The organism is Plectonema cf. radiosum LEGE 06105 (assembly GCF_015207665.1).
GTDB classification, from domain to species: Bacteria; Cyanobacteriota; Cyanobacteriia; order Cyanobacteriales; family Nostocaceae; genus Rivularia; species Rivularia radiosa_A.
In genome coordinates, this window is sequence record NZ_JADEWL010000258.1 from 1 (window position 1) to 4,304 (window position 4,304).

Sequence of the window (4,304 nt, forward strand, 5' to 3'; positions counted from 1 at the left end):
GCCAGTTAGGTGAGGTTAGCCTGTGGACTGGTGAGTGCCGACACTGCCAGAATGAAGTAGGAAGTAAACGAAGCCCAAAGTAAATATTTCCAACTATGGGTAGCTTTGGGTAAGTGTTATGTAACGGTTAGATCTACTGTCCGAAGTGGAAAAGGTTATTCTGAAAATTCAGCAAAATCCCAATCTAGGAACTCCACATAAAATCGAAGGAATACGTCGTTATGTTATTCAACGTTTCCCCTATCAGATTTTTTATACGGAACTCGAAGAAGTAATTTGGATTATTGCCATAGCTCATAGTAAGCGCAAACCGGCGTTACTGGAAGCGAAGAAATCTTGAAAGTTAATAAGCGTTCGCAATATTCTAAATACCATGATTACTTTTAATTGTGCGATCGCACCACAAAATATTCTTTAAAAAAATCCGATCGCATCAACATCAAAGATATTTTTTGAATAAATTTATATTTTACCTATATTATTTGTAAATTATTCAGGTTATCTTATGGAACGCGGACTTTTATGGTTGCCTTTGTTAGTAGCATTTTTTTGGTTAGCTTGGCAAGGCTCTAGAGAATTTAAAAAAGTGGAAGGTTATCGTGTTTGGGAAAAAAAGTTTGACCGAGCAAAATACGATATTTATGCGGTTTTGGCTCAAAAAGGTAATGATATTACTTGGGGAAAACCGACTGTTAAAGGTATCGTGGATTTGCAAACTTTTTCTTTGAATCATGTTGAAAATATCAATCTTTTGATAGATGACAAACCTATTGATATAGAAAAGCTACCTAGAAAAGCCCAAAAAGTTGAATTAGAATTTGTATTTTCCGATGCCTCCAAATCTATTCGCATACCTTTTACAGAAATTCCCTTAGCCGGAGAATGGGGTAAGTTTCTACAAGATGAGTTGCAACGAATTGAGAAGGAAATGGGCAAGTAAAAAAGTCAGAAAGTCAGAAAGTGGGAAAAATACCCAAAGGTAAAATTTGAAATTGTTGCACCCTGAGCGAGATAAAGTAACAAAAAATCTTGTACTTTAAGTTCATAATTAATAATTCATATTCTTTAACAAATTGATGAACATCAAATCAAAATCTCAGGTACCCGTAGCTTTAACTATTGCTGGTTCCGATAGCGGTGGTGGTGCAGGAATTCAAGCCGATCTACGTACCTTTGCTTTTCATTGCGTCCACGGTACTAGCGCTATTACCTGCGTCACGGCACAAAATACTTTGGGTGTGACACGGGTTGATGCAATGTCAAAAGAATCTGTAGAGCAGCAAATTCAGGCTGTATGCGAAGACATCGGGGTGCAAGCAGCTAAGACTGGAATGCTGCTAAATCAGGAAATTATTGCTACCGTTGTTAAACAAATAGAAACTTTACAAATTCCCAATTTAGTGGTAGACCCAGTGATGGTATCGCGGACAGGAGCGCAACTAATTGATGATGAAGCTGTGAAAACTCTTCGCGATCGCCTTATACCTTTAGCGACGGTTCTAACTCCCAACCGATACGAAGCGCAAATTCTCTGCGGCTTAGAAATTAAATCTCTTGATGATATGAAAGCAGCAGCCCAGACGATTCATGAAAAATTGAAAGTGAAAGCTGTTTTAGTTAAAGGTGGTGGAATGCAGGGAAGTTTACGCGGAATCGATATTTGGTTTGATGGTAAAAACCTTGAAACCCTGCTGATTCAATTAGTAGCCACCAAAAATACTCACGGAACTGGTTGTACCTTGTCAGCAGCGATCGCAGCTAATCTAGCGCGAGGAGATAGTTTATTTAAATCAGCACGTCAAGCAAAAGAATATGTTTCTGATGCATTAAACCATGCTTTAGATATTGGCAAAGGACAAGGACCTGTAGGACACTTTTTCCCTTTGTTAAAGAATAATCCATATTCTTTTTAAAACTATTTTACATTGTTGTTTGTCAGGTGAATAATGTCGCCTTAATATCTGAAAAATCTGATTTTTAATGATAAGTTTACTAGTATGTTTTATTGTAAAACTCGGTAAACATATTTTTTTATCTATGAGGCTTTCCTGTATGATTTACAGGTATGATTAGATGTTTTTTAAACTTTCAGATCATCTTTATAGTAAGTCGGAAGCCATTTATTCTTTATACTAAATAGTAAGTACCATACCAGTACCTATGGGAACAATTACAGATTCGGTCTACGATCGATCGCCAAAACCAGAAAATCAAGCTTATTCAGCTTCCGTACCCCTGAGCGTATATCGGGAATTAGCAGCAGAGTTGCAAGCAGCAGAAGCTGCAATCCATCAACTCAATCGTAAAAACGAATATTTAGCGCAAGAAAATCACATACTTCGTCAAGAAATCGCTAAAACCGTTAATGCTGTTTTACACTTGCAAAATGCAGCTAATCATTCTGCCAATACTGCTCAAAATAATAGTTATTATGATTCTTCTCAGCGAACAGCAGTTGAAGTAAAGGAGAAACACTATGGGCCACAAAATAAACAATACAAGCGCCCAAATACACCACAAAAGCGAGCAAAACGCCCACGTACAGCACCAGTTGTTCCTCAAGTGACTGAATTTATAGAACCCCTACCAGAAACAGTATTTATAGAAGAACAACAAGCAAGCTATTACTATGCTGAAGAATCAGAACCATCGCAAGTTAGTGGTTGGTGGTTGATTTTTGCAATTGTTCTGATTATTTTTATGGGTTTTGGCGCTGGTTACGTAGTTGTGCGTCCCCTTTTAGAAAATCATGGTCGTTAGTAATTTAATTTTAGACTAACTTTTAGACTAACTTTTAAACTAACTTTAGACTTGAGATTAAAGTTAATTCTCCAAGCCATAATATTGCCATCCCTAGGAGGCAAAAGATATTGACTAACAAGCCATATCTAGTAAAACAAGGCAAAAGTAAGTAAAAATGTCAAATAAAAAAAGCTGATTTTATGGGCTTTTGATAGATTTTAAATAGTAGTATTATCTGCACCGAACTGTGCTAGATTTACAATCTAATCTCGTAATTAATATTTAAATGATTTTTACCGACAAAAAAATTTAACACATATATTTAATCATATTTGACCGAACAAGGTAAAAGAATTATTGTCTTTATCTTTGTAATTTGTGATTTTTTATAGGTCGGTAAATGGTACATATTATTGATAAGTAGTTTACCAGTTACCGCTCACGGGTCTGGGAATCTGGTTAGATAGATAAAGCTAATTAAAGTAAGGAGACAGTTAAATGAAGAAAGTAGAAGCAATTATCCGCCCCTTCAAGCTGGATGAAGTGAAAATTGCTTTAGTCAATGCCGGTATCGTTGGAATGACAGTTTCCGAAGTACGGGGATTTGGACGACAGAAAGGACAAACCGAACGTTATCGAGGTTCTGAGTACACCGTTGAATTTCTACAAAAACTCAAAGTTGAAATTGTCATAGAAGATGCTCAAGTTGATATGGTAGTAGATAAAATTATTGCCGCTGCTCGTACTGGTGAAATTGGCGATGGTAAGATTTTTATCTCACCAGTGGAACAGGTGGTGCGGATTCGTACCGGAGAAAAGAATACAGAAGCGGTATAAAAAAAATGAAGTCTGAAGTTTGAAGCGCCATCAATTTACCCTTCAACCTTTACACTTCATTGCGTTAGATAATTTTTCTCAGGTTTAATCTGCTTTAATTGAGAAAGTAAACCTGTAAGTGCTTTGCCTCGATGACTAATTGAGCGCTTCACCTCAGTCGTCATCTCGGCAAAGGTTAATTGTTTCTGGGGAACGTAAAAAACTGGATCGTAGCCAAAACCATGATTACCGCGAGCTTCCTGAAGGATTTCACCTTTACAAATACCTTCAGATTCTAAAGCAATCGTACCATCAGGACGAGCAAAAGCGATCGCGCAGGCAAATTGTGCGTTTCTATTGGTTTCGTCTCCCAATTCTTTTAATAACCTGGTAATACGTTCGCTATCGGTAGCAGCATAGCGGGCTGAATAAACCCCCGGTGCGCCATTTAATGCATCCACTTGCAAACCAGAATCATCTGCGATTGCCCAATTATTTGTCGCGATCGCAACTGATGAAGCTTTGAGACGAGCATTCGCTAAAAAGGTATCACCAGTTTCTTCAACTTCTAATTCTTGCGGTTTGAGAACTAATTCCCAATCCAAATCCGCAAGATATTGTTGCAATTCTCGCAATTTACCAGGATTTGATGTAGCTACGACTAATTTCATAGGAGTTAGGAGTTAGGGGTTAGGAGTTAGGAGTTAGGAGTTAGGAGTTAGGAGTTAGGGGTTGGGAGTTAGGAG

6 protein-coding genes are annotated in these 4,304 nt (G+C 37.6%); 5 read left to right on the top strand and 1 reads right to left on the bottom strand.

Translation table 11 applies throughout. The annotated features are described in order from the left end of the window. Positions 1 to 145 precede the first annotated feature (145 nt). The 5 genes from IQ247_RS31545 to IQ247_RS31565 all read left to right on the top strand — a co-directional run bounded on the left by IQ247_RS31545 (position 146) and on the right by IQ247_RS31565 (position 3,579). A complete protein-coding gene (locus IQ247_RS31545; RefSeq protein ID WP_322745615.1) occupies positions 146 to 340 on the top strand; it encodes a type II toxin-antitoxin system RelE/ParE family toxin in 195 nt (64 codons plus the stop codon). A 165-nt stretch (positions 341 to 505) separates the two neighbouring features. After that, positions 506 to 940, top strand: a complete 435-nt coding sequence (locus IQ247_RS31550; RefSeq protein ID WP_193926126.1) for a hypothetical protein — start codon at positions 506 to 508, stop codon at positions 938 to 940. A gap of 136 nt (positions 941 to 1,076) precedes the next feature. Further along, positions 1,077 to 1,913 carry a bifunctional hydroxymethylpyrimidine kinase/phosphomethylpyrimidine kinase gene (gene thiD, locus IQ247_RS31555; protein WP_193926127.1) on the top strand — a complete coding sequence of 279 codons (837 nt, stop codon included), beginning with the start codon at positions 1,077 to 1,079 and terminating at the stop codon, positions 1,911 to 1,913. A gap of 247 nt (positions 1,914 to 2,160) precedes the next feature. Next, positions 2,161 to 2,760 (top strand): hypothetical protein, encoded by a 600-nt coding sequence (locus tag IQ247_RS31560; protein WP_193926128.1) that lies wholly within the window; start codon positions 2,161 to 2,163, stop codon positions 2,758 to 2,760. 480 nt (positions 2,761 to 3,240) lie between these two features. Then, entirely contained in the window at positions 3,241 to 3,579 is a 339-nt protein-coding gene (locus IQ247_RS31565; protein WP_015119884.1) for a P-II family nitrogen regulator, read from the top strand. A gap of 56 nt (positions 3,580 to 3,635) precedes the next feature. On the opposite strand, the gene rdgB is transcribed toward IQ247_RS31565, so the two are convergent. Then, positions 3,636 to 4,229: an RdgB/HAM1 family non-canonical purine NTP pyrophosphatase gene (gene rdgB, locus IQ247_RS31570; protein ID WP_193926129.1), complete on the bottom strand. Its 594-nt coding sequence runs from the start codon at positions 4,227 to 4,229 to the stop codon at positions 3,636 to 3,638. Positions 4,230 to 4,304 lie beyond the last annotated feature (75 nt).